Source organism: Saccharothrix sabaoui (assembly GCF_051756985.1).
Lineage (GTDB): Bacteria > Actinomycetota > Actinomycetes > Mycobacteriales > Pseudonocardiaceae > Actinosynnema.
On the sequence record NZ_JBPKJK010000054.1, the window covers coordinates 18,879 to 42,089 of the forward strand.

The following is a 23,211-nucleotide window of genomic DNA, read 5'->3' on the forward strand; positions in this document are numbered from 1 at the left end:
AACGCGGGTCGGGTGCGAATCATTTCGGTACACTCGACCGCAGGGGATGGGCATCCGAAAGTTCTTTGCATTCTGCGTGTCGGGACGGGGGTCGCCGCACGCGGCGCATCGGGTGTTCCTTTGTTCATTGCACGGGGGGATGGTTCAAGTGTCAGTGCTGAACAACGGTCCAGGATTGTCGGAATTCGTGGACGGGCTCTCTTTCGCGCGCACGGTCGACCGCGCGCTGGTACACCGCCGGAACCTCAGCGAGGTGTTCCTGACCGACGTCCGGGAGGTCGCGGAGGACGAGTTCGCCGCCGCGGCGCAACTCCCCGTCGCGCACCCGCACTACACGGGCCTCACCGGCTCGTCCCGGTTCCCGGACGCCATGGTGCTGCTGGAGTGCTGCCGGCAGGCCGAGACGTGCGCCGCACACCTGGTGCACGGCATCGAGCAGGGCACGAGCTTCGTGCTGCGCAACTGGACCATGGCGCTCGTGCCGGACGCGCCGAGCCCGGGCCCGGGCCCGCTCGACCTGGTGATGACGGCGCGCACCCGCGACCCGTACCTGGTCGCGGGCACGTTGCGCGGGCTCACCTACGAGTTCGGGATGTGGGTGTCGGGCGTCCGGCTCGGCGAGGTCAGGATGCAGGTCGGCTACGTCGCCCGGGACGCCTACCTGGTCATGCGCGGGAAGGGGCGCACCGGCCCGTTGCCGTCCTCCCGGACGCAGCCGCCGGTGAGCACCGGGCGGCTCGTCGAGCCCGCCTTGGCGGGCCGGACCAACCGGGACGACACGCTCCTGCTCGACCTGCAGACCCGGGCGGGCGGGGTGGGCGCGGTGCTGCGCGTACCGGTGGACAACATCAGCTTCTTCGACCACCCCCAGGACCACGTCCCGGGAATGGTGCTCGTCGAAGCGGCCCGGCAGCTCGCGGTCGCCACCGCGGCGGGCTGTGGGCGCATGGTGGGCATGGACGCGTCCTTCTCCGCCTACGCCGAGCTGGACGCGCCGATCACGCTGACCGCGGTGCCGCGGGAGGGCGGCTGGACCGAGGTGGTGTTCCACCAGGGCGGGAAGCGGATCTGCCGGGTCTCGGTCGAGCTGGCCGAGGAGATGCGGCCGTGAGCCGGGCCGCCGTGCTCGTCGGGCTGGGCGGCCTGCTGCCGCGGACCGTGGTCACCAACCACGAGCTCGCCGAGGTGCTCGACACCGACGACGAGTGGATTCGCAGCCGGACCGGGATCGGGCAGCGGCACGTGATCCTCCCGGGCGAGTCGACCGGGGACCTGGCCGTCGAGGCGGGCCGCCGGGCCCTCGAGTCGGCGGGCGTGGACCACGCCGACGCGGTGGTCGTGGCGACCAGCACACCCGACCGCCTCTGCCCGGCGACCGCGCCCGAGGTGGCCAGCAGGCTCGGCCTGGACGGCGTGCCCGCGTTCGACGTGGCCGCGGTCTGCACCGGGTTCGTCTACGCGCTGGCGACGGCCGCCGGGCTGATCGCGGCGCGGTACGCGGACACCGTGCTGGTGATCGGCGCCGACACCTTCTCCACGATCCTCGACCCGGGCGACCGCACCACCCGCACGGTCTTCGGCGACGGTGCGGGGTCGGTGCTGCTGCGGGCGGGGGACGACGACGAGCCGGGCGTGCTGCGCGGGGTGACGCTCGGCAGCGACGGCAGCCGCAGCGAGCTGATCTCGATACCCGGCGGCGGTTCGCGGCGCCGTTCACTCGGGCCGGTCCGGCCGGAGGAGCTGTACTTCACGATGCACGGGCGGGCGGTCTTCCACGAGGCGGTGCTGCGCATGTCCGACTCCGTGCGGACATCCGCGGACCGGGCGGGCTGGTCCCTGCCGGAGGTGGACCGGGTCGTGCTGCACCAGGCCAACTCGCGCATCCTCGCCGCGGTGGCGGACCGGCTCGGCCTGCCCGCCTCGTCGTTCGTGTCGAACATCGACCGGGTCGGCAACACGGTGGCCGCGTCGATACCGCTGGCGATGGTGGACGGCGCGGCGGACGGAGGCCTGCGCGAGGGCCACCGCGTGGTGCTCGCCGGTTTCGGCGGGGGGCTGACCTGGGGTGCGGTGTCGCTGACCTGGCCTCGGGTGACGGTGACGTGATCGACCGCGACCGGAAGTTCGTACTGGACAGGGGGGAAATGTGAGCGCGATCGAAGAAGGGATCGTCGACGTGCTGGTCGAGCAGTTCAGCGTCGACCGCACGGCGGCGACGCCGGAGACGACTTTCGAAAGCCTGGAGTTCGACTCGCTCGTGCTGATCGAGTTCGGGCTCGTGGTGGGCAAGAGGTTCGGCATCGCCATCGCCGACGACGAGCTCGCCGACGACATGACGATCCGGGACCTGGCCGAAATGGCCGCGGCGAAGGGCGCCGTGGCCTGATGGACCGGAGGAGTGAATCGTTCGGCGCCGCGATCACCGGGATGGGGCTCGTCACCCCGGCCGGTTCCGGCGCCGCGGAGAACTGGGCGTGCCTGCACGAGGGTGTGTCCCGGGCCGAGCCGGACCACGCCCTCGCGGGCGGCCCGGTCGACTTCACCTGCCGTGTGCCGGATTTCGACCCGGGGCGCCTGCTCGGCGGCCTGAAGGCCCGCGTGCTGGAGCGGTTCGTGCAGCTCGCGGTCGTGGCCGCGCGGCAGGCGCGCACGGCCGCGGGCTGGGACGGCGACGGGTGGGACGGGGGTCGGGTCGGCGTTGTCCTGGGCAACTCGCTGGGCGGCGCCGGCACGCTCGAACGGCAGCACGACGCCCTGGTGGCCGACGGGCCCGCCGGGGTGTCGCCGCTGACCGTGCCCATGTACATGGTCAACATGGTCGCCGGGTACGTCGCCATCGACCTCGGGGCCAAGGGCCCGAGCCTGGTCACCGCGACCGCCTGCGCGTCCGGCGCCACCGCGCTCGGCATCGCCCGTGACCTGCTGCGGTCGGGCGCCTGCGACGTGGTCCTGGCGGGCGGCACGGAGTCCGCGCTGACGCCGGTCGTGATCGCCGGGCTGGCCAAGATGGGCGCGCTCTCCCGGCGGGTCGGCGCACCGCACCGCGCGTGCCGGCCGTTCGACGCGGAACGCGACGGGTTCGTGGCCGCCGAGGGCGCGGGCGTCCTGGTGCTCGAACGGGTCGAGGAGGCCCGGGCCCGCGGCGCGCACGTCCACGCCGTGATCAGGGGCTACGGGTCGACCACGGACGCGCACCACCCGACCGCGCCCGACCCCGAAGGTCGGGGCACCGAACGGGCGTTGCGCGCGGCGCTCGCGGACGCGGGCGTGGCGCCGTCCGACGTCGACCACGTGAACGCGCACGGCACCGCGACGCCCATGAACGACGTCATCGAGGGACGGATGCTCCGCCGGGTGCTGGGCGGACGCCCCGCGGTGACCTCCACCAAGGGGGTCACCGGGCACGCGCTGGGCGCGGCGGGCGCCATCGAGGCGGCGTACACCGCGCTGGCCGTCGAGCACGACCGCGTGCCGCCGACGGCGAACCTCACCCGGCTCGACCCCGAGCTGGACATCGACGTCGTCAGCGGTGCACCGCGCGCCGTGCCCGTCGACGTCGCGGTCAGCACGTCCTTCGGCTTCGGCGGGCACAACGCGGCACTCGTGCTCACCACGGCCTGACCGCACCACCAGACACCCCGGAGGAAACCGATGAGCGTTCTGCGGAAGATCCGACTCGTGGCGCTGGACAGCGACGGCGTGCTGCTCAACGACACCTACAGCCCGGTGATCGAGCGGTTCGTCACCAAGCACGGCGGCACCTACACCGCCGAGGTGGAACGCGCGGTCTGGGGCTCGCCCCAACTGGCCGCCGGGCACAACATGGCGTTGGCGTGCAAGCTGCCCTGGTCCGGCAAGGAGACCATCGCCGCGTTCTTCGAAGAGCGCGAGGAGTACCTCAAGACCCACCAGGTCGAAGTGGTCGACGGCGCCGAGCAGCTGTTGGCGACGCTGAGCGAGACCGGCGTCCGCGTGGTCTGCTACGGCGGCCGCAACCGGGAGTACACCTTCGACAAGTACCTGGGCCACCTGAGGGAGCACTTCGACGCCGAGGTGCCCTACGTCGACGTCAACGACTTCCGACCGGGCATGAAGGAGATCGCCCGGGACGTCTTCGGCTACGAGTACGACGAGGTGCTGTTCGTCGACGACATCAACCGCGTCGCCGAGGTGGCCAAGGCCCTCGGCGCCGGTTTCCTCGGCGTCCCGGCTTCGATGCCGCACAACTTCCAGCGCGCCGAGATGGCGCGCACGGGCGTGCGCCACGTGGTCGACGACATCAAGCGGATCGACCGGGAACTGCTCGTCCGGATCGACCAGGAGTTGGCCGACGACACGCTGTGGGGTGGGCGGACGTGAGCCGGTCGGTCTTCGTCACCGGCGGCAACCGGGGGATCGGGCTGGCCGTGGCGCGCTCGCTCGCCGCCGCGGGCGACCGGGTGGCGGTGACCTACCGCTCGGGTGAACCGCCCGAAGACCTGCTCGGCGTGAGGGCGGACGTCACCGCACCGGGCGAGGTCGAGCGCGCGCTGGAGGACGCGGAGGCCGTGCACGGACCGGTCGAGGTGGTGGTCGCCAACGCGGGCACCACCCTGGACGTGCCCATGCTCCGGATGTCCGCCGAGCAGTTCGACTCGGTCCTGCGCACCAACCTGACCGGCGTGTTCGCCACCGTGCGTGCCGCGGTCCGCAGCATGATCCCCGCCAGGAGGGGGCGGGTCGTCGTGCTGTCCTCGGTGCTCGGGTTCCTCGGCTCGCCGGGGCAGACCAACTACGCGGCGACCAAGTCCGGGCTGCTCGGCCTGACCCGGTCCCTGGTGTGGGAGCTCGGCGGACGCGGCATCACGGTGAACCTCGTGGCGCCGGGGATCATCGACACCGACATGACCAGGGGGTTGTCGGTGAAGCGGATGGACATGCTGATGGCCATGACCCCGATGGGCCGGCCGGGCACCGCGGACGAGGTGGCCGCGGCGGTGCGGTTCTTGGCGGGCGCCGAGGCGAGCTACATCACCGGGGCGGTGATCCCGGTCAGCGGCGGCCTGGGCATGGGCCAGTGAGACCGCGCCGGACCGGGGTGGGAGGGCCCCGGGCCGGCGGGTGGGGAATCGAACACGCAGCACGACAAAGGGGGAAGACGATGACCGAGACGATGTCCGAGGTGTCGATGCCGGACTCCGCCGGACGGCGCGGGACCACGGTCAAGCCGGGGGACCCGCGCTACGGCGAACTCGTCACCGGCATGAACCAGAGATGGGTGGCCCGACCGGACTACATCCGGCTCGTGACCACCCCGGCCCAGGTGGTCGACGCGGTCCAGGAGGCGGTCACCGCCGGCAAGAGGGTCACCGTCCGCGGGGGAGGGCACTGCTACGAGGACTTCGTGTCCAGCCCGGACGTGGAGGTCATCATCGACCTCCAGAACATGAACAAGGTCTACTGGGACGACCGCCGCGGCGCCTACGCGGTGGAAGCCGGCGCCATCCTGCTGGACGTCTACGAGCACCTGTACCTGGCTCACGGTGTCGTGCTGCCCGCCGGGTTCTGCTACTCGGTCGGGGTGGGCGGGCACATCGCGGGTGGCGGCTTCGGCCTGCTGAGTCGCCGCAACGGCCTCACCGTCGACCACCTCTACGCCGTCGAGGTCGTCGTCGTGGACCGGCACGGGCGCACGAGGCTCGTGGTCGCCACCCGCGAGCCGGGCGACCCGAACCGCGAGCTGTGGTGGGCGCACACCGGTGGCGGTGGCGGCAACTTCGGGGTCGTCACCCGCTACTGGTTCCGCTCGCCCGGCCGCTCGGGCGACGACCCCGCGACCGCACTGCCCAAGCCGCCCGCCGAGGTGCTGCTCAGCTCGGTCTCGCTGCCCTGGGACCGGGTGACCCAGGCGGACTTCGCCCGGCTCGTCGGCAACCACGGCGCGTGGTACGAGGCGAACAGCGCGCCCGACTCGCCCGCCGCCACGCTCGCGGGCTACCTGATCCTGAACCACCGGGCGAGCGGCGCCATCACGCTCATCACCCAGTCGGACGCCACCGTGCCCGGCGCCGAGCGGCTGCACGCCGACTACCTGACCGCGCTGCTGACCGGGGTGAGCGCGGCGGGCGCCGTCCCCGTGCCGCGGCGGCTGCCGTGGCTGCGGACGACGCGCATGCTGGGCACCAGCGTCTCCACGCTGACCAACACCACGTTGCGCGGCGACCACAAGTCGGCGTGCCTGCTGCGGCGCTTCCCCGACGAGCAGGTCGCCACCCTGCACAAGTACCTGACCACGACGGACTACACCAACCGCAACGCCCAGGTGGTGCTGCACCCGTACGGCGGGAAGATCGCGGCCGTCGCACCGGACGCGACCGCGAGCGCGCACCGCGGGACGATCTTCAAGATGCTCCTCCAGACGTTCTGGACGGAGCCTTCGGGCGACGCGGAGAACCTGGCCTGGACGAGGGCGCTCTACGGCGAGCTGTTCGCGGCCACCGGCGGCGTGCCCGTGCCGGACGACGTCACCGACGGGTGCTACGTGAACTACCCGGACAGCGACATCGGCGACCCGGCGTTCAACACGTCCGGCGTGCCGTGGAGCCACCTGTACTACAAGGACAACTACCCGCGGCTGCGCAGGGTGAAGTCCCGCTGGGACCCGCGGAACGTGTTCCACCACGCCCAGTCCGTCGAGCTGCCGTCATGACCGTGCGATCGGTGCGGCATGAGGAGGCCCCGGCGACGTCGCTGCGCGGACGGGCCGAGGAGCTGGCCCGGCTCAAGGAGCGCATCGCCCGCGGTGACGCCTCGGCGACCGCGCGGCAGCACGCCAAGGGCAAGCTCACCGCGCGTCAACGGCTCCGCCTGCTGTTCGACGAGGGAACGTTCACCGAGGTCGAGCCGTTCCGCAGGCACCGGGCGACCGGCTTCGGCCTGGAGGCCAACCGGCCGCACACCGACGGCGTCATCACGGGGTGGGGCCTGGTGGACGGACGCCGGGTGTTCGCCTACGCCCACGACTTCCGGCTCTTCGGCGGCGCGCTCGGCGAGAGCCACGCGGAGAAGATCCACAAGGTCATGGACCTCGCCGAGCTCGCCGGCGTGCCGGTCGTCGGGCTCTGCGACGGGGCGGGCGCCCGCATCCAGGAGGGGGTGACAGCCCTCGCCGGGTACGGCGGGATCTTCGCCCGCAACGTCCGCAACTCCGGGGTGATCCCGCAGATCAGCGTGGTGCTCGGGCCGTGCGCGGGCGGCGCGGCCTACAGCCCGGCGCTGACCGACTTCGTGTTCATGGTCCGCGGCACCTCGCAGATGTTCATCACGGGCCCGGACGTGGTGCGCACCGTCACCGGCGAGGACATCAGCCACGACGCGCTCGGGGGCGCGGACGCGCACGGCGTGCATTCCGGCGTGGCCGGGTTCGTGCACGACGACGAGGAGAGCTGCCTGGTCGACGTCCGCTACCTGCTGTCCCTGCTGCCCGCCAACAACCGGGAGGCGCCGCCCGAGCGCCTGTCCACCGACCCGGCCGACCGGCGTACCGAACGGCTGTTCGACATCGTGCCGGCCGACCCCCAGCGCGCCTACGACATGCGTGCCGTCATCGCCGAGATCGTCGACGACGGCGAGTTCCTGGAGGTCCACGACCGGTGGGGCGCCAACGTCGTGTGCGCGCTGGCCAGGCTCGACGGCCACGTCCTCGGGGTGGTCGCGAACCAGCCCGCGTCGCTGGCGGGCGTCCTGGACATCGCCGCGTCGGAGAAGGCCGCCCGGTTCGTCCAGGTGTGCGACGCGTTCAACATCCCCCTGGTCACGCTGGTGGACGTGCCCGGTTTCCTGCCGGGCACGGCGCAGGAGCACGGCGGCATCATCCGGCACGGCGCCAAGCTGCTGTACGCCTACTGCAACGCCACGGTGCCGAGGGTCCAGGTCGTGCTGCGCAAGGCCTACGGCGGCGCGTACATCGTGATGGACTCGCGGTCCATCGGCGCGGACCTGTCGTTCGCCTGGCCCGGGAACGAGATCGCGGTGATGGGTCCGGAGGCGGCCGCGAACGTGATCTTCCGGCGGGAGATCGCGGAGGCCGACGACCCGGCCGCCGTCCGCGCCCGGCTGGTCGAGGAGTACCGGTCCCAGCTGGTGCACCCGTACTACGCGGCCGAGCGCGGCCTGGTCGACGACGTGATCGACCCGGCCGAGACCCGGCTCCGGCTGGTCGACGCCCTGGCCACGCTGCGCGCCAAGCACGTCGTACTGCCCAGCCGCAAGCACGGGAACCCGCCGCAATGAGGGAGGAACCGTCGATCCGGCTGGTGCGCGGCGAGCCGAGCCCCGAGGAGTTGGCCGCGGTGGTCGTCGCCGTGCTCGCCCTGGCGGACCGCGCCGTGCCACCACCGCCGCGGCGGGCCGCGACCTGGTGGCGCACACCCCGCTTCGCGGCGGGTGGGCCCGCCGGCGCCGGGCCGGCCTGGCGGACGGAGGTGGGCTGAACGAGGCACGCGAAACTTCCTCATGTCGAGGACACGTCACCCGGGTGACAGAGCAGGAGGACCCGCATGCGACGTCATACCGTCCGTGAACTGCGTCCCGATCGCCTCCGGCGGCGCATAATCGGGAGTATGAGCAGTCAGCTGCATCAACACTTGACGCTCGGCGAGTTCCTCAGGGCGAAGCGCGCGGCGCTCTCACCGGCGAACGCCGGCGTGGACGACCCGGGGCGGTTCCGGCGGGTGCCGGGCCTGCGCCGCGAGGAGGTGGCGCAACTCGCCGGCGTCAGCGTCGACTACTACACCCGGCTGGAGCAGGGCCGGATGACGCAAGCTTCCGACTCGGTGCTGCTGGGCATCGCGCGGGCGTTGATGATGACCGCGGAGGAGCGGCGGTACCTGTACTCAATCGTGAAAGGTCGGACCGTCGAGGAACCGGCGTCCGAGCAGACCACGATCTCCGCCGAGACCCAGGTGCTGCTCGACAACATGCGCCACACGCCGGCGATCGTGCTGGGCCTGCGGATGGACGTGCTCGGCTGGAACGACCTGGGTGCGGCGCTGTTCGTCGATTTCGCCGAGCTGGAGCCCGGCAACCGCAACCTCGCGCGGATGATCTTCCTCGAACCCCGCATCCGCAACCTCTACGTCCACTGGGACGTGGTGGCCCGCAGCTTCGTCGCGAAGCTGCGGATGGACGCCACCCGCTACCCGCACGACCCCGCGCTCGGCGAGCTGGTCCACGAGCTCAGCGCGCTCGACCCCGATTTCCGGCGCTGGTGGAACAGCCACGACGTCCAGGGCGTGACCTACGGCCGCAAGCAGGTCAGGCACCCGGTCGGTGGTGACCTGGACCTGCAGTGGCAGGCGTTGCAGGTCGTCTCGCGGCCGGAGCAGACCATCGTGGTGCACACCGCGCCGCCGGGTTCCGCGACTTGGCACGGGTTCGAGCTGATGGCCAAGTGGTGGGAGGAGAACAAGGGCGCGGTCTCGTACGGCAGGTCGTAGCGGGCGGTCGGTGGCGCACCCGCTCCCCGGACGCCGGCGGTCGCCCGGTGCAGCCAACGCCGGTCGTAGCCTTCGACGGGGTGTTCGCGGGCTACGGACGAGTCGTGCCGCACCAGCCGGAGCGGGGCCTGCGCGCCGAACTCCCCGCCGAGGCAGTCGTGCAGGGCGTCGTTGCAGTGGAGGAGCGGTGGCTCGCTGATCACCAGCACCCCGGTGGGGGCAGCCTGGCATTGTCCTCGAAACGAACAAGCGGAGAACGTGCAACTGCGCATCGGGAGCAAGAATCACTCGACAGGGGGATCGCTGGTCAACGCCGCCCGATTCGTACGGCATCCCGACGGCTCGTCGAGCAGCAATGACATCGCGCTGATCAAGCTGAGCAGTGCCGTATCGGCCACACCCGTCCCGCTGTCGCGCCGAGAGGGCAAGACCGGCGACGAAACGCGGATCACGGGCTGGGGCAGGATGTGCGACAACCAGTGCGCGACCCCCTGTCCGGTGATCCTCAGGGAAGCCGACACCCGGATCGCGAATGACTCCGCGTGCGGGAAGTTAGGCATCAAACCCGGTAACGAACCGTGCATCGGGCGTCCCGGTGAGGACGCCGGGGCCTGCGCCGGGGACTCCGGTGGCCCGTCCGCCAGGCGGACCGGGGTGCGCTGGGTTCTCGACGGTGCACTCAGCCGAGGCGATTTCCCGTGCCGGCCGCCACCCTGGTCCAGACCGACCGGGGTGGCGGCCCGGTCCGCAACGCCGGGCCGGGGTCGGCGCCCGGTCGACCGGATCGGCCCGGGCGGCGCCCCGTTCCCGGTGCAGGTCCACGTGGTCCGGATCGATGGCCGGCAGGCAGCCGATGTCACGCCAGGTGATCGTGGTCCCGGTCGGGGCCAGTGCCCGGCGCAGGTCGGGCAGGTAGGTGCGCAGCACCGGGCGCGCCCGGTCGGGTGCCTGCCCGCCCCAGGCCCGGTCGATCAGCCGGTCCGCCGGCATCCCCCGGCTGACCTCGGTCAACAGCACCGCTTTCGGCCGGGCGTGCCCGACCGGCAGCGGCGTGTCGCCTTACCGGACCACCAGGTTGCCCGGCGCACCGGCCGCGCCTCGCGGTGTCGCGCCCCGTTCGCCGTTCGCCGTTCGCCACGATTGCCGTGCACCGAACGTGACGAGGTGGTACACCGCAGAGCGGGTGGTGCCGAACGAGCCCGCCGACACCACCCCCCGCAAGATGACGTACGTCACTGCACCCGCCCATGGTCAGGAACCGCCCCATAAGTGAGGATTCCGCAGGATTCGGGAGGGCGCGGGACCCTCGAGGTTCGACTTGGGGGGCGTCGTGCGCTCAGTTCGTCGTGTCCGCGGCGTGGCCGCCGCGATCACGCTGGCCATGGTGGCGTCGTTGACGTCACCGGTCGGCCAGGTCGCCGGGGCGGCGCCCGCCGCGGGGGAGATCCCGCAGCAGGAGTGGGGCACGGCGGCCGGTCGCAGCCACGAGGTGCCCGCCCGCACCCCCGCCACCGGCCAGAACACCGGTGAGCCGGTCGCAGCCCCGGCACCGGGCGCCCTGCCGCCGGACGTCCCGTTCCCCGACCCGGTCCTGGCGGAGCCGACGCCGGCACCCGCGACGGACGTGCGGGTCGGCGAGGGCACCGCCCAACCGGTGGCGACCGCGCAGGGCGACCGCCGCGAGCTGGTCAACCGCCGCACGCGCGACGCCCAGGTGTTCCGCAACCCCGACGGCACCGAGACGCTGCGGGTGTTCCAGGGCCGCAAGTTCTTCTCGCGCAACGGCCTGTGGTTCCCGGTCGACTCGTCGTTGACGCGCGACGGGGCGTCGTGGCGCACCAAGGCGGACTCGGTGCACAAGCGGTTCGCCGAGCGCGCGGACGCACCCGAAGTCGTGTCGCTGGAGCTGGGGCCGGGGGTGTCGGTCGGCTACGGCGTCCAGGACGTCGAGGGCGCGACCGCGCGGGTCGACGGCTCGATCGCCACCTACGACGACATCCGCCCGGGCGTGGACCTGGAGGTGGAGGCGACCGCCGGCGGCATCAAGGAGAACCTGGTGCTGGCGTCGGCCGACGCACCGACCGAGTGGAGCTTCCCGCTGCGGCTCGACGGGGTGACCGCGTCCCTGGACAACGGCGCGGTGCAGCTCAAGGACGCCTCGGGCGTGGTGCGGGCGGTGATCCCGCCGGGGTTCATGGAGGACTCGGCGGTCGACCCGCGTTCGGGTGAGGGCGTGCGGTCGTGGGGCGTGACCTACCGGCTGGACGGCGACGTGCTGCGCGTCGGCCTGGACCGGTCGTGGTTGGCCGATCCGGCGCGCGTGTTCCCGGTCAAGGTCGACCCCAGCGTGGTGGACCGCTCCACCGACGGCACGACGTTCGTGCAGGCCCCTTACCACAACGACTACTCCGGTGACCCCAACTTCAGCGTGGGCACCTTCGACGGTGGCACCAACAAGGCCAACGCGTTCCTGAAGTTCGACTCGGTGAGCTGGGCGTTGGCCGGGCAGTACGTCCTGGGCGCGAACCTGTACCTCTACAACACCTACTCCTACTCCTGCGAAGCGCGCACGGTGTGGGTGCACGAGGTCACGCAGCCCTGGAGCGTGTCGGGCAACAAGTCCTGGCCGGGTCCGTCGTTCGGCGGCGCGCTGAGCAGCAAGAGCTTCGCCTCCGGCCGCACCGGCTGCGACCCGGGCGGCAAGTGGCAGAAGATCGAGCTGGGCGACTACGGGCGCGCCGTGGTGCACGGGTGGACGCACGGCGCGGCCAACCACGGGTTGACGGTCCGCGCCTCCGACGCCGACAACTACGGCTGGAAGAAGTTCGCCGGGCGCAACAGCGGCAACCCGCCGTACCTGGAGGTCACCTACAACCCGTACTGGGCCACCTACCAGGTCGGGTCGATGACCACCCCGGTGATGTTCGACCGCGACGGCAAGATGCAGGTCACCGTCACCAACCACGGCCGCGACACGTGGACGCCGGGCAGCAACCACAAGCTCAGCTACCGGTTGTGGAACAGCGCGGGCACGGAGCTGGGCACCGTCTCGCAGACCTCGATGCCGCACGACGTGCGACCGGGGGAGTCCGCCGCCGTGCTGGCCACGATCGGCAGGCTCAACCCCGGCACCTACACGCTGCGCTTCGACATGGACCACTACGGCACCACCAAGTACAGCTCGACCGGTGTGCCCATGTCGCAAGAGGTGAAGTTCACCATCTCCAACACCATCCCGGTGTTGACCGGCATGTCGCCGCCGAGCAACTACGTCACCGAGGTGCTCACCCCGACCCTGGCGCTGACCGGCCGGGACCCGGACAACCACCCCGGTCACGGCCTGGCCCACCTGTTCAAGATCTGCGACGCGGGCGGCGACAACCTCCAGAACTGCACCGAGTCCACCTGGGACCCCTCGCCCACGTGGCGGGTCCCCGAGGGCAAGCTGACCTGGGGCAAGTCCTACGCCTGGTACGGGTCGGTCGGCGACTGGGGCAGCAACAGCCCGTGGAGCCAGCCGTCGTTCCTCACCGCGCAGGCCCCGCAGCCCGCGATCACCAGCCACCTGGGTGCCTCGTCGGCCTCGCCGGGCGGCGCCGTCGACCCCGGCGTGGGCAACTACACCACCACGGCCACCGATGCCGCCGTGCCCGCGGTCGGCCCGCCGCTGTCGGTGGTGCGCAGCTACAACAGCCTCGACCCGCGCCGGGGTTCCGCGTTCGGCGCCGGCTGGTCGACCCGCTGGGACACCGCGATCACCCCGGACACCGACGGCTCGGGCAACCTCGTGGTCACCTACCCCGAGGGCTACCAGGTCCGCTTCGGCAAGCGCCCCGACGGCACCTACGCCCCGCCCGCGGGCCGCTTCGCCACCCTCGTGGCCGTGCCGGGCGGCGGCTGGAAGCTGACCACCAAGGGCCACGTCAACTACGCCTTCGACGCCGGCGGCAAGCTCACCTCGATCAGCGACGACTCCGGCCGCAACCAGGCGCTGACCTACGAGACCGGCCGGCTGGCCACGGCCACCGACACCGTCTCCGGCCGCAGCCTGGCCTTCACCTGGACCGGCGGCCACGTCACCCGGGTCACCACCGGCCCGGACCCGGCGCTGTCGTGGGACTACACCTACACCGGTGACCAGCTGACCAAGGTCTGCGACCCCAGCGGCGCCTGCACGACCTACGACTACAGCGACATGGTGCACTACCGCAGCACCGTGCTCGACGGGAACCCGTCCGGGTACTGGCGGCTGTACGAGGCGTCGGGCACCGTCGCGGACAACCGCGCCCCCATCGGCGGCCCGCAGGCCAACGGCACCTACACCAACGTCACCCTGGGCGCGCCCGGCGCGATCCCCGGCTCCGGCATCACCTCCGGCAGCTTCAACGGCACCTCCTACCTCAAGCTGCCGAACAACGCCATCGGTACCAAGGCGGCGCTGACCGCCGAGCTGTGGTTCAAGACCGGCTCCACCGCAGGCGGCGTGCTGCTGGGCACCAGTTCCACCGCCCAGCCCCCGGCCACCCCGTCCGGTCCGTCCATGCCGATCCTCTACGTCGGCACCGACGGCAAGCTCCACGGCCACTTCTGGAACAGCAACGTCACCGGCATCGTCACCCCGACGGCGGTCAACGACGACAAGTGGCACCACGTGGTGCTCTCCGCCAACGTGGACCGCCAGACCCTCTACCTGGACGGGTCGGTGGTCGGTACGCAGACCGGCCAGATCACCCAGAGCAACCCGCTGACCTGGGTCGGCGCCGGCCCGGTCAACAACGCCGCCTGGCCCGCCCGCCCGGCCGACGACTGGGGCCGCTTCACCGGCCAGATCTCCGAGGTCGCGATCTACGACCGCCCCCTGAGCACCGCGACGGTCGTCGAGCACTGGAACGCGCGCGCCCTCACCAAGGTGCTGGCCAAGGTCACCCTGCCCGGTGGCCGCGTCGCCGCCCGGATCGGCTACAACCGGGCGGGCGACCGGGTCGCCACGCACACCGACCACAACGGCGGCGTGTGGAACGTCGCCTCGTTGGCGCTGTCCTCCAAGACCTCGGCCAGTGTCGCCGTGGCGAACCCGGACGACCAGACCACGACCCACTACTACGACCCCAGCCGCAACGGGCGCCTGACCAGCACCAAGAACCCGTTGGGTCACACGGTCGAGTACTCCTACGACACCGGCGGGTTCGTCAGCGCGGTCACCGGCGAGGACGGCGTGGACATCCGCTACGCCAACGACGCCCGCGGCAACGTCCTGACCAAGACCCTGTGCGACATCTCCACGTGCTCACCGGGCTCCACGATGACCCGGACGAGCTACTACGACTACTACCTCAACACCGCGGACCCGCTCGACCCGCGCAACGACCGCGTCACCGAGGAACGGGACGCGCGGTCCGCGAACCGCGACGACGACACCTACCTCAAGACCTTCTCCTACACCGCGTCCGGCGAACTGGCGGGCACCACGCTGCCCGGCGGCGGCGACACCGACCGCCGCTCCACCTCCCGGGCCTACACCACCGGTGCGGAACCGGCTGTCGACGGCGGCACGATGCCCGCCGGGCTGCTGCTCACCGAGACCGACGCGGGCGGGGGAGTGACCCGCCACGCCTACGACGGCAAGGGCGACCGGCGCGAGAGCACCGACCCGGCCGGGCTGCGCACCACCCGGCGGTACGACGGCCTCGGCCGGATGACCGGCAGCACGGTCCACTCCGCCACCGTCCCCGGTGGCGCCGCCACCAGCTACACCTACGACAGCCTGTCCCGGCCGCTCGTGCGCACCGAACCGCGGACGACCAACGCCGTCACCGGTACGCCTCACCAGAGGCGCACCACCAACACCTACAACCCCGACGGCACCCTCGCCTCGGTCAAGGTCGACGACGCGACCCTCAACGACCCGGGCCGCACCACCAGCCACACCTACGACGCCTTCGGCCGGGTCGCCACCACCACCGACCCCGCCAACGCCGTGACCACCACCGAGCACGACGGCTTCGGGCAGCCCACCCGCAAGGTCGACGCGGCGGGCAACGAGTTCACCTACACCTACACCACCGGCCGGCACCAGCTCGCCACCACCACCGTCAAGGGCTTCACCGGTGACGGCGGCGCAGCGCGCGACATCGTGGTGCAGTCGCTGGCCTACGACCCCAAGGGCCGGGTCGTCGAACGCACCGACGCCATGGGCCGCACCACCGCCTACACGTACGAGGCGTACGGCATCGACACCGAGACCCTGCTCGGCTACCGCGACCCGGAGACCGGCGTGGTCTCGGACATCCCGCTGGTCGACCGCACGTACGACGAGGCCGGCAACCTCATCCGCTACTACCGGCGCGACGCCGCCTACTACACCGGCTACTCCATCGACCGCGCCGGGCGCGTCGGGAACCGGTACGACATCGACTGGGCCTGCCGGCGCTGCGACCAGGAACCGGCCAACACGTACCGCTTCCAGTACTACCGGTACGACGCCAACGACAACGTCACCTCCACGTGGGTCACGGACATCGACGACGCCCAGGTCTTCGAGAAGACCGACTTCACCCACGACCCCGTGGGGCGCGAGCTCACGCGTGCCGTCCACACGGGTTCCGGCACGCTGGTCACCACCACGACCCGCGACGAGCTGGGTCTGCCGCTGACCGTCACGGACCCCCGCGGCACCGGCCACACCACGACCTTCGGCTACGACGCCGCGGGACGACAGGTCACCCGCAGCGGTCCGGCCGTGCAGGTCGAGTCCGCCGGGCAGGCGCCGACCACCGCCTCACCCGTCGACAAGACCGGGTACAACACCTTCGGCGAGGTCGTCGACCAGCTCGACCCGCTGGGCAACGTCACCCGCACCGCGTACGACGGCGTCGGGCGCCCCCTCGGCGTGACCCTGCCCGACTACACCCCGCCCGGGTCCGACCAGCCGATCAGCGCCACGACCGGCATCACCTACGACGGCCTCGGCCGGATCACCAGCACCACCGACGCGCTGGGCGCCCGCACCGACTTCGAGTACGACCAGCTCGGCAACCAGGTGCGCCGGACCGACCCGCTGCTGCCCGGCCGGTCGCAGCGCGGCGTGTGGACCAACACCCACGACCCGGTGGGCGAGCTGCTGTCCACCACCGACCCGAACGGCGCGCAGACCTCCGCCACCTACGACAAGCTGGGCAACAAGATCACGTCCACGGTCGTCGAGCGGCACCCCGGCCCGACGCGCAACCTCACCACCCGCCTGATCCCCGACCTGTTCGGCCGGGTGGCGGCGGTCATCACGCCCGACAACCGGCGCACCGACCTCGAGTACAACGACCGGGACGACCTCACCTGGACGTCGGACGCGTTCGGCAACCAGACGTCCTCGGACCACGACCTGGCCGGCCGGCTCGTCAGCACCACCGACGCGACCGGCGCGAAGAGCGTCGCGACCTACGACCAGGCCGGTCGGATGACCTCGACGTCGGACCTCGACCCGGCGGGCGCGGTGCTGCGCAGCCGGTCGTTCGGCTACGACGCCGCGGGCAACCGCACCAGCGCCACCGACAGCCTGGGCAAGACGACCACCTGGACCTACGACGCCCAGGACCGGCTGCGCTCGGTCACCCGCCCCGGCGGCATCACCACCGGCTACGGCTACGACGTCGCGGGCAACCTCACCCGGGTCACCGACGGCAACGGCAACACCACCACCTACACGGTCAACACGTGGGGCCTGCCGGAGTCGACGATCGAGCCGGCGACCGCGCAGAGCCCGAACGCCGCGGACCGCAGGTTCACCCAGTCCTACGACGCCGCGGGCAGGCCGGCGGTGTTGGGCAAGCCGGGCGGCGTGAGCATCACCACCAGCTACGACCCGCTGGGCAACCCGACCGGGCAGACCGGCGCGGGCGCGTCGGTGGCCACCTCCGACCGGGTCTTCGGCTACGACCTCACCGGCCGGATGACCTCGGCGAGCACGCCCACCGGCACGAACACCTACACCTACGACGACCGCGGCAACCTGGTCAACGCCACCGGTCCGTCGGGTGCCTCGTCGTTCACCTACGACAACGACAACAACCTGGCGACCACCTCCACCGCCGCGGGCACCACGACCTACGGCTACGACGCGGCGGGCCGCTTCACCTCGGCCCGGGACCCGATCACCGGCGCCACGGCCACCTACAGCCTCGACGAGCTCGGCCGCACCACCACCATCGGCTACGGCGCGAACGCCTCGACCCGCGCGTTCACCTACGACCCGCTGGGCCGCCTCGCCACCGACACCACCGCCGCGCCGGGCGGCGCGTCGACCGCGTCGACCACCTACACCTTCGACACCGAGGACCGGCTGACCGGCAAGACCACCACCGGCCTGGCCGGCGCCGGCGCCAACACCTACGGCTACGACGACGCCGGCCGCCTGACCAGGTGGACCACCGGCTCGACCACGACCGAGTACGGCTGGGACGGCGCCGGCAACCTGACCCGCGACGGCCCCGCCACCGCCACCTACGACGAGCGCAACCAGCTCCTCACCCGAGGCGACACCACCTACGGCTACACCGCGCGCGGCACCCTGGCCTCGCGCACCACCGCGGGCACGACCACCACCCCGGCGTTCAACGCCTACGACGAACTGGTCACCGACGGCGGCACCACCAACACCTACGACGCCTTCGGCCGCCTGATCGGCACCGGCAACCAGAACCTGGCCTACCAGGGCGTGGGCCAGGCGATCACCTCCGCCGGGACCGAGCTCTACAGCCACACCCCCGACGGCACGCCGCTGGGCGTCAAGCAGGGCACCACCACCGCGGTCGCCGTGACCGACCAGCACACCGACCTCGTCGGCGTGGTCGACCCGGCCAGCGGCGCGGTCACCGGTTCACGCACCTACAGCCCCTTCGGCGCGGTCAAGGCATCGTCCGGCACCCGGCCCGGCCTGGGCTTCCAGCACCAGTGGACCGACCCGACCAGCGGTAACGTCAACATGGGCGCGCGCTGGTACCAGCCGGGCACCGGCACCTTCGCCAGCCGCGACACCGCCGCCCTGGACCCCACCGACCTGAGCACCGCCAACCGCCACGCCTACACCCCGGCCAACCCCCTCGGGTACACCGACCCCACCGGCAACACCCCGGCTTGCCTGGCCGGCCTCGCGGGCGGCCCGGTCTCCCCGTTCCTGGTCGGCGGCTGCTTCCTCGCCGCCGGCGCGATCCTCGCCACGGCGCACTACCTCGCCACCCACCCGCCGTCGGTGGCCATGCCGGACGTCTCCGTGCCGGACATCTCCTTCGGCAACAGGACCACCACCGGCACGACCACCACCGGCACGACCACCGCACCGCGCCCGCAGCGCAACGACTGGGGCACGGGCCGCGGCCCCGACGGCGGCAAGGTCCGCTTCCGGATTCCCGACCCCTCCAACGGCAAGTCGTCGAACTCGCCGAAGCAACAGGGACAGCAGAACTCCAACTACGGCCACTGGAACGCCGACAGCGGCGGAATCGACGGCGGCGGCTACTGGGGCGGCGACCAGTACGGCGACCCGACGGGCAGCCAGAGCCAGCAGGCGGCGCAGGCGGCCCAGGTGCTGCTCAACGCCCTGACCCCGGCCGCGCGGCCGGAGCTCCAGCAGAGCGTCGCCCCCAGCGTCCAGGCGATGATCGACGCCGCCAACAGCCTGCCGACCATCGACCTCGGGGTGCTCAACGCCGGTGGTGCGGCAGGAGGCGAGGCGTTCCAGCCGGACCAGGCCGGGGCCGGGTCGACCATCGGCGGTCTGCCGACCCAGCTGCACTACACCAACAACTGCATGGTCGGCGGGTTCGCCCAGGTGGGCGTGTTCGGCGGGATCGTCCGCGGCGCCCAGGTGTGGGAGCGGGACGACTGCGGCGAGGACGACGACATCGAGCAGTTCATCAGGAACGCCAACGCCCCGGAGAAGAACAAGTGGACCGGTTCCGGCCGTGCCTTGAGCAAGAAGCTGGGTCGGGCGGGTGAGCGTGGCAACTGGATGAAGCACCGACCGTTGAAGACCGACGAGAAGGGGTACAACTCCGCCGGTGCGAACTTCCTGGGGAAGCTGTTCGCGCACCCCGGTGCCCGACGCACGATCGAGTGGGGCCAGGGCAAGGACGCGGTCGCCAAGGGGTTGATCGCGTGGCGCCTGCCGGACGGGCGCGGTGCGCGCTGGGAACTCGATGGTACGTTCGTCGGGTTCGTGTAGCCGGTGAGGCGGTGGATGTCGTGACCAACGTCGTGTTCTCCGGGCGGGAGTTCGTGGTCTCCGCGGTCAGCAGTGTCGTCAACGACGAGGAGAGCTACGAGTTCGCCAGCGCTGACCGGGGGGTGTCACCGCCGCTCCTGGTCGTCGTGTTCTACAAGGACGACGACCCGACGCAGACGCTGTACGTGCGTGTTCACGGTGAAGTCGAGCTCGAACTGCTGGAGCAGATGATTTCCCACGCGAAGAAGGGCTTCGAGAAGGAGTGACCTCGCCACGGGCAAGCAGTCGTCCACGGGAGGGGATGCGGGCCTGACCGGTCAGGCCCGCAGGCGCCGGCCAGTGCTGCGGACTGGAACTCGTGCACGGCGGACACGTCGATGACGAGCTTGCGGTGCCGGATTTCGGCCTTGCCCTTGGTGGGGCTGAACTCCGGGGTGAAGTTGGAGTCCGCCGCGACGAACTTCCGCCGAGGACATCCGTGCCACGCGGCTCCACCGGTTGCTCGGGTGGCATCGTCCGGCTCGGGCGCACGGGCCGCAGCGGTCGGTGCGGTTGTCGCGGGCGAGCCGGGTACAACCACCAGGTGGGAGTGCGCCTCGCCAACTGGTGATCCTGATCCGTCCGCGCGTCGCCGTGAGGAGCGGACCGAAGCACCCGTCGGCGGTGGAAACGGGTTTACCCCGTCCCGGGTTCGCGCGATCATCTCCGGATGAGGTGGCTGAGGCGTCGGCGCCCTTGGTACGGCGACTGCCCGCAGTGCGGACACGACTGGCGCGAGCACATCGCTCCCGGGCCGTGCTCGGAGTGCCGGTACGAGATCGAGCACGAGGAGCCGAACGCCCCTGGTGGGGCATGCACGGCCCCCGCACCTCCGCCTTGAGCGGGACGGGGCAGGCATCGAACAACTCGATCTCGCCATCGGGTCCGTCGGAGTTGGTACGACAACGACAGGTCGTGATGCCCGCGTCTTCTGTGATGGCTGATCCGGGCGTGTTTGGCTTGTTCGTCGCCCGGTCGACCAGTGCAGGACGTGGTCAGCGCTGTGGGTCAGGTGGCGGCGAGACGGTTCCACAATCGGCGGATATCCTTGACGGACAACGGAATCAGCGAGCGGTCGGCTCCGGGTGTGGATCCCTTTTTGGTGATTTCACGAATGATCACCAGGAAGGCCGGGGCGGTCATGGGCAGTGTGATGCGCCGGTACCAGGCCTGGTAGCCGCGGACCTGGTAGTGGTCCAGCGCGGTCTCGTTCTTCGCGGTCTGGGAGCACTCCTCGACGGAAATAGGGTTCGGTGTCCGCTGTTCGCGTTCGAGTCGGTGACCGGCCGGGGGCGCCGGGATGTCCTCGGTTCTGCCGTCGGGTCGGGGATCGGGCAGCGGGGCACGCGGGGTCCGGGTGTTTCCTTGGTTCCGGTGCCGATGCGTCGGTCGATCGCCGTGGTTCGGCAAGATCAACTGTGTAGCGTGGGTTACGTGCGGGCGGCTCTGGGTGTTGTGGTCGTGTTGGCCTTGACGGTGGTCGGGGCGGCCTTGTGGGGCGGGCCGGTGGCACGCATGTGGAACCTCACCACGGCGCAGCCGTGCCCCGAGCAGGCTCCCGCGTCGGACTGCCTGGTGACGGTACGAGGCTGGGTCGTGTCGCGTTTCGACGACCGGGGCGACGCCCACGGCACGATCACGTTGAAGATCACCGGCGCTGCTGCGAACACCGGGTATGCCCAGGACGGCCAGGTGGACGCCTTCCTGGGCGTATCGAATGTGGAGCGGTTGGGTGTCGTCGGCGTCGGCGACGAGTTGTCGGTGACCTTGTTCGATTCCGGTGTCGTGGCGCTCACCGGGGAGGACGGGGCGGTCGTGGAGGCCCGGGTCGTGTTCGGCACGGCCTCCGAGGCGTGGTTCCGACTGCTCGCGGTGGGGGGTGCCGCGATCGTCGCCGTCGCCGGCGGGGGCGTCCTGTGGCGACGGGTGCGGGGCGGGAGAGCCGGCTGGATTCGCCGGGCCGTGGTGTGCGCGGTGCTCGGTGTCGTCGCGGGGGCGACAGTCGGTGCTGCGACGGCCGCACCGGGTGCCGTGTGGGTGGTGCCGACCATGTTCTCCGTTGCCGTGGTCCTGGGTCTGGCCGCGGCACTCGTGCGCCTGCCACGCGCCTGGAGGTCGGGTACGACTCCCACCGGATCAACGTAGGACGTGCCGGTGGACGCGGCCTGCCGGTGGTTTTTTGGGATCACGTGGTCGGGTGCAGGTTCGGGTCGTCGTCGGGCACGGTCCCGTCGTGGTCGAGGTAGGTGGTGAGCACGACGGGGCCACGGCGTTGACGTCATTGCCGGTCTGCGCGGGTGGAGCACCGTGCCGATCGTCGTGCTGTCCGCCCGCCCGGACTCCGCCGGCAAGGTCCGGGTCCTGGACGCCGGTGCCGACGACTGCACGACCAGGCCGTTCGGCATGGACGGGCTGCTCGCGCGCCTGCGTGCCGCGCTGCGGCGCGCGACTGTGCACGACACGCGCGAACCGGTCGTCCGCACCGCGTCGTTCATCGTCGACCTGGCCGTGGGGAGGATGTACCGCGAGAACGTCGAGGTGCACCCGACTCCCACCGAGTGGGGCGTGCCGGAAGTCCTCGCCCGCAGCGACGGCGAGCTCGCCCCCCGGAAGCGGTTGCTGCGTCAGGCCCGGGGCGAGCACTGCACCACCGAGACCCACTACCCGCGTGTCCACCTGGCCTGGCCGCGGCGCAAGCTCGACCCCGTTCCCTCCCGGCCTCGCCACCTGCTCACCGAACCCGGCAAGGGCCACCGCTTCGCACCCCGATGCCAGCACCGCGCCGGGAACCGACCAGCGGTGGCCGCCGCGGCGACGACCCGCAGCCGCAGGTCCACCGGCCGTCCCTCGCGGTCGGCCAGCGCCTGGGCGAGCAGCGATCCGGTGGTCGCGGTGTTGCGCGCACCGCCGTCACCCTTCCGACGCCTGTGGTGGGTGGGGCGGCCTCGTTACCGTGGCCCGACCCACTACCGGAGGTGCCGTCATGAGAACCAGATCCCGTGCCGCGTTGTTCGTGACGGTGTTGGCGGCGGTGGCGTGGTCGCTGGTGCCGGCCGCGCCAGCGGTCGCGGCGGCCGGCACCACGATCACCGGCCTCTCGGTCGAGACCTTCCCCGACGCGGCGAACGCGGTGTGGGTCGACGGCACCGCCACCTGCTCCACCACCACCGGTACCGCCACCGTCTTCGTGTGGGTCTCCCAGGAGTTCCCGGGTACCAGCCCCTGGGGGTTCGGCGGCACCAGTGTGTCGTGCGCGGACCAGCCCGCGCACTGGTCGGTGTACGTGCCGGTGTTGAGCTTGTGCACCTTTCCCGGCGGCCTCGGGTGCTTCCAACCCGACTCGATCGCCGACGCGGAGGCGCGGCTGAACAGGAACGGCGTGCGGGAGGCGATCCACAGCGGCGAGTTCCCGACCTGATCCCCGCGACACGTGACGGGACAAGCGGGCGTGCTATCAGGGGCATCCCTGCACGCGTGGAG

The 23,211-nt window shown here is 71.6% G+C and carries 14 protein-coding genes and 3 pseudogenes; 16 read left to right on the top strand and 1 reads right to left on the bottom strand.

Features of this window, described 5'->3' with window-relative positions; all coding sequences use genetic code 11:
• Positions 1–187: 187 nt before the first annotated feature.
• The 13 genes and pseudogenes from ACR807_RS18715 to ACR807_RS18775 all read left to right on the top strand — a co-directional run bounded on the left by ACR807_RS18715 (position 188) and on the right by ACR807_RS18775 (position 19,958).
• On the top strand, positions 188–1,111 hold the full coding sequence (locus tag ACR807_RS18715) for an AfsA-related hotdog domain-containing protein (protein WP_438922625.1): 924 nt from the start codon (positions 188–190) through the stop codon (positions 1,109–1,111).
• Positions 1,108–2,106 (top strand): beta-ketoacyl-ACP synthase III, encoded by a 999-nt coding sequence (locus ACR807_RS18720; protein WP_438922626.1) that lies wholly within the window; start codon positions 1,108–1,110, stop codon positions 2,104–2,106. Before ACR807_RS18715 ends, ACR807_RS18720 begins: the two co-directional genes overlap by 4 nt.
• 40 nt (positions 2,107–2,146) lie before the next feature.
• Positions 2,147–2,386: an acyl carrier protein gene (locus ACR807_RS18725; RefSeq protein WP_438922627.1), complete on the top strand. Its 240-nt coding sequence runs from the start codon at positions 2,147–2,149 to the stop codon at positions 2,384–2,386.
• Complete coding sequence (locus tag ACR807_RS18730) at positions 2,386–3,621, top strand: beta-ketoacyl-[acyl-carrier-protein] synthase family protein (protein WP_438922628.1); 1,236 nt, start codon at positions 2,386–2,388, stop codon at positions 3,619–3,621. The genes ACR807_RS18725 and ACR807_RS18730 overlap by 1 nt, the downstream gene beginning before the upstream one ends.
• A 30-nt stretch (positions 3,622–3,651) precedes the next feature.
• Positions 3,652–4,359 (top strand): HAD family hydrolase, encoded by a 708-nt coding sequence (locus ACR807_RS18735; protein ID WP_438922629.1) that lies wholly within the window; start codon positions 3,652–3,654, stop codon positions 4,357–4,359.
• Complete coding sequence (locus ACR807_RS18740) at positions 4,356–5,060, top strand: SDR family oxidoreductase (RefSeq protein ID WP_438922630.1); 705 nt, start codon at positions 4,356–4,358, stop codon at positions 5,058–5,060. Before ACR807_RS18735 ends, ACR807_RS18740 begins: the two co-directional genes overlap by 4 nt.
• An 80-nt stretch (positions 5,061–5,140) precedes the next feature.
• Entirely contained in the window at positions 5,141–6,688 is a 1,548-nt protein-coding gene (locus tag ACR807_RS18745) for an FAD-binding oxidoreductase (protein ID WP_438922631.1), read from the top strand.
• Positions 6,685–8,271 (top strand): acyl-CoA carboxylase subunit beta, encoded by a 1,587-nt coding sequence (locus tag ACR807_RS18750; RefSeq protein ID WP_438922632.1) that lies wholly within the window; start codon positions 6,685–6,687, stop codon positions 8,269–8,271. The genes ACR807_RS18745 and ACR807_RS18750 overlap by 4 nt, the downstream gene beginning before the upstream one ends.
• Entirely contained in the window at positions 8,268–8,471 is a 204-nt protein-coding gene (locus tag ACR807_RS18755) for an acyl-CoA carboxylase epsilon subunit (protein WP_438922633.1), read from the top strand. Before ACR807_RS18750 ends, ACR807_RS18755 begins: the two co-directional genes overlap by 4 nt.
• A 129-nt stretch (positions 8,472–8,600) precedes the next feature.
• Positions 8,601–9,476: a helix-turn-helix transcriptional regulator gene (locus tag ACR807_RS18760; RefSeq protein WP_438922634.1), complete on the top strand. Its 876-nt coding sequence runs from the start codon at positions 8,601–8,603 to the stop codon at positions 9,474–9,476.
• A 162-nt stretch (positions 9,477–9,638) separates the two neighbouring features.
• Positions 9,639–10,745, top strand: a pseudogene (locus ACR807_RS18765) (S1 family peptidase); the annotation flags it as partial.
• An 88-nt stretch (positions 10,746–10,833) separates the two neighbouring features.
• Positions 10,834–19,692, top strand: a complete 8,859-nt coding sequence (locus ACR807_RS18770; RefSeq protein WP_438922635.1) for a LamG-like jellyroll fold domain-containing protein — start codon at positions 10,834–10,836, stop codon at positions 19,690–19,692.
• A 20-nt stretch (positions 19,693–19,712) separates the two neighbouring features.
• Entirely contained in the window at positions 19,713–19,958 is a 246-nt protein-coding gene (locus tag ACR807_RS18775) for a hypothetical protein (protein WP_438922636.1), read from the top strand.
• A gap of 781 nt (positions 19,959–20,739) precedes the next feature.
• Here the strand turns inward: ACR807_RS18775 and ACR807_RS18780 are convergent.
• A pseudogene (locus ACR807_RS18780) lies at positions 20,740–20,973 on the bottom strand (hypothetical protein); the annotation flags it as partial.
• Positions 20,974–21,156: 183 nt separating this feature from the next.
• On the opposite strand from ACR807_RS18780, the gene ACR807_RS18785 reads away from it, so the two are divergent.
• The 3 genes and pseudogenes from ACR807_RS18785 (at position 21,157) to ACR807_RS18795 (ending at position 23,149) form a co-directional block, all read left to right on the top strand.
• On the top strand, positions 21,157–21,876 hold the full coding sequence (locus ACR807_RS18785; RefSeq protein WP_438922637.1) for a hypothetical protein: 720 nt from the start codon (positions 21,157–21,159) through the stop codon (positions 21,874–21,876).
• Positions 21,877–21,999: 123 nt separating this feature from the next.
• Positions 22,000–22,491 (top strand): annotated as a pseudogene (locus tag ACR807_RS18790) (winged helix-turn-helix domain-containing protein); the annotation flags it as partial.
• A gap of 223 nt (positions 22,492–22,714) precedes the next feature.
• On the top strand, positions 22,715–23,149 hold the full coding sequence (locus ACR807_RS18795) for a hypothetical protein (RefSeq protein ID WP_438922645.1): 435 nt from the start codon (positions 22,715–22,717) through the stop codon (positions 23,147–23,149).
• The last annotated feature ends 62 nt before the right edge of the window (positions 23,150–23,211 follow it).

What these genes read in the sequence shown, in the direction of transcription:
- ACR807_RS18730 (WP_438922628.1), top strand. Translation starts at nt 2,386, where the DNA reads ATGGACCGGAGGAGTGAATCGTTCGGCGCCGCGATCACCGGGATGGGG.
- ACR807_RS18735 (WP_438922629.1), top strand. Translation starts at nt 3,652, where the DNA reads ATGAGCGTTCTGCGGAAGATCCGACTCGTGGCGCTGGACAGCGACGGC.
- ACR807_RS18745 (WP_438922631.1), top strand. Translation starts at nt 5,141, where the DNA reads ATGACCGAGACGATGTCCGAGGTGTCGATGCCGGACTCCGCCGGACGG.
- ACR807_RS18750 (WP_438922632.1), top strand. Translation starts at nt 6,685, where the DNA reads ATGACCGTGCGATCGGTGCGGCATGAGGAGGCCCCGGCGACGTCGCTG.
- ACR807_RS18755 (WP_438922633.1), top strand. Translation starts at nt 8,268, where the DNA reads ATGAGGGAGGAACCGTCGATCCGGCTGGTGCGCGGCGAGCCGAGCCCC.
- ACR807_RS18760 (WP_438922634.1), top strand. Translation starts at nt 8,601, where the DNA reads ATGAGCAGTCAGCTGCATCAACACTTGACGCTCGGCGAGTTCCTCAGG.
- ACR807_RS18795 (WP_438922645.1), top strand. Translation starts at nt 22,715, where the DNA reads ATGAGAACCAGATCCCGTGCCGCGTTGTTCGTGACGGTGTTGGCGGCG.